Consider the following 2,333-nt stretch of genomic DNA (forward strand, 5'->3'; position numbering starts at 1 on the left):
AATTGGTAGACACAAGGGATTTAAAATCCCTCGCTGGTAACAGCGTGCCGGTTCAAGTCCGGCCCCGGGCACCATTTACATAAAATACCTCTTCTCTATTTCATTTATATTTCTTTTATAATCTCATCAAATTATTTTTTTATTGCCAAAATAGCTTTATAGTTTCCTTAGTCTTTTTAAAACAGCTAACGCCTTTCAAGTTTTAATCAATAAATAGGATCAAGGAAAGATAATGGAGCAATTTAAACGTGGCTTAAATCAGTTTTGGGTAGGCGCCGTATTTGGGCTTTGTCTAGCGATCTCATTAGTTCTCATTCCTGTTGCGATTATTATGTCGAATATTAACGATGTACTGAAAATTCATGAGGTGAGCGTACTTGTTGATAAAGTATCGACTGTCTTCGATAAATCAGAACAAGCCATTAGTAATGCCAAAGCAGCGCTAACCGATTTTGATAATGACGTGGTGATGGATATGCTTACTGCCGTGCAATCTTATCAGCAACAATCGCAGCCATTACTAACCGCAGAACAAAAACAAGCATTAAAATCGCAAATTAAAGATCAGCTTGTAACTGAGCTTGAGTCAAAGCTTAACGAGCAACAAATTACATTCATATTGTCTGTTTTCGAAAAGTTAGCAAATACAAAAAAGGGAGCACAAACGCTCCCTAAATAAGAATTTACTTAACTAGATTATTTACGCCATGCGCCTTTAGGAATGGTTTGATCTAGCTTTTTGTTTTGCGAAGGATCAAAAGTAGGTAATTTACCTGCTTTACGTTGTGTGTTGTAATCCTTCGCAAGCCAAATAACGACGCCCGATAACATAAACAAAGCGATGACGTTAACGATAGCCATTAGACCCATCGAGACATCGGCAAGGGTCCATACTAGTGGCAATTCACCAAGCGCACCAAACATCACCATACCAAGTACCAGTAATCGGAAGATCAACATACCCGAAGCATGGTTGTGCTCTAAGAACAATAAATTGGTTTCGGCATAAGAGTAATTAGCAACAATAGAGGTAAATGCAAAAAACAAAATTGCAATTGCAACAAATATTGCACCCCAACTACCAACATGTTCTTCAAGGGCTGCTTGTGTTAACGCAATGCCAGTCACACCTGAATCAGGTATAAGCTGTTGTGATAATAAAATAAGGGCTGCAGTTGCAGTACATATAATAATTGTATCTACAAATACGCCGAGCATTTGTACATATCCTTGTGAGGCTGGGTGCGGTGGGTTAGGTGTTGCCGTTGCAGCAGCATTTGCAGCGCTACCCATACCAGCTTCATTAGAGAATAGGCCACGTTTAATACCCTGGATCATGGCCTGCATTACACCATAACCTATTGCACCCGCACCCGCTTGCTCGATACCAAAGGCACTATTAATAACATGCATAAATACGTTCGGTAATAAATCGTAGTTCATGGCACACACATAAAGTGCAACTAACAAATAAGCCAGCGCCATAAATGGCACAACCATTTCTGCAAAACGTGAAATAGTTTTTAAGCCACCAAAAATAATAATACCCGACCCTAATACTAAGCCGATGCCTACAACATAGTTTGGAATACCAAACGCAACATTAAATGCAGCAGCAATAGAGTTTGATTGAACAGCATTAAATACCAAGCCAAAAGCAAGAATAAGGCAAAGAGAAAAGATCACTCCCATCCAACGTTTGCCCAAACCATATTCCATATAATAAGCAGGGCCACCGCGAAAGTTGCCATCTTCATCGACGGTTTTATATGCCTGAGCAAGAGTACTCTCGGCAAAACTTGTCGCCATACCTATTAAAGCAATAAGCCACATCCAGAAAATTGCCCCGGCACCGCCTAAATAAAGTGCAACGGCAACACCTGCCATATTACCCGTACCTACTCGCGCAGCCAAAGAAGTACAAAATGCTTGGAATGAAGAAATGCCATCGCCAGAACCTTGGCGGCTCTGAAACATCACTTTGATCATATGTGGGAATTGAGTGAATTGAATAAAACCGAGTCGAAGAGTGAAAAATAGCCCCGCAGCTATTAAAAGGTAAACCAGAATGTGACCCCAAAGGAGACCACTTATACTATTTATAATGTCTGTCATTTTTCTTGCCTTGTGAGCGAGTGGAAAATCTGCGGCGCAAGTTACCATAACAAGCGAGGAGAGTTTAGTTATTCTGCTAAAAAACATCGGTTATCCACAGGTGTTTGTGGGTAACGTGTTTGCATTTGGTGGGTATCTGAATAATTTGAAAATATTCAAAAAAACCTTCAAAAAGTGCTTGCGTTAATTCTTCGTATCCCTATAATGCGCATCCACTG

Annotated in this window: 2 protein-coding genes; one reads left to right on the top strand and one right to left on the bottom strand. The window is 40.2% G+C overall.

The features are described from left to right. Positions 1 to 232: 232 nt before the first annotated feature. Entirely contained in the window at positions 233 to 679 is a 447-nt protein-coding gene (locus MTF66_RS38340) for a hypothetical protein (RefSeq protein ID WP_248530347.1), read from the top strand. Between the two features lie 17 nt (positions 680 to 696). Here the strand turns inward: MTF66_RS38340 and MTF66_RS38345 are convergent, their stop codons facing one another. Beyond that, positions 697 to 2,115 carry a sodium:alanine symporter family protein gene (locus MTF66_RS38345; protein WP_248530348.1) on the bottom strand — a complete coding sequence of 473 codons (1,419 nt, stop codon included), beginning with the start codon at positions 2,113 to 2,115 and terminating at the stop codon, positions 697 to 699. Positions 2,116 to 2,333: the final 218 nt, after the last annotated feature.

This window comes from Pseudoalteromonas sp. 2CM39R (assembly GCF_023161845.1).

Bases quoted from the DNA above. Each gene is read 5' to 3' on its own strand.
- MTF66_RS38345 (WP_248530348.1), bottom strand. From the start codon at position 2,115: ATGACAGACATTATAAATAGTATAAGTGGTCTCCTTTGGGGTCACATT.
- MTF66_RS38340 (WP_248530347.1), top strand. From the start codon at position 233: ATGGAGCAATTTAAACGTGGCTTAAATCAGTTTTGGGTAGGCGCCGTA.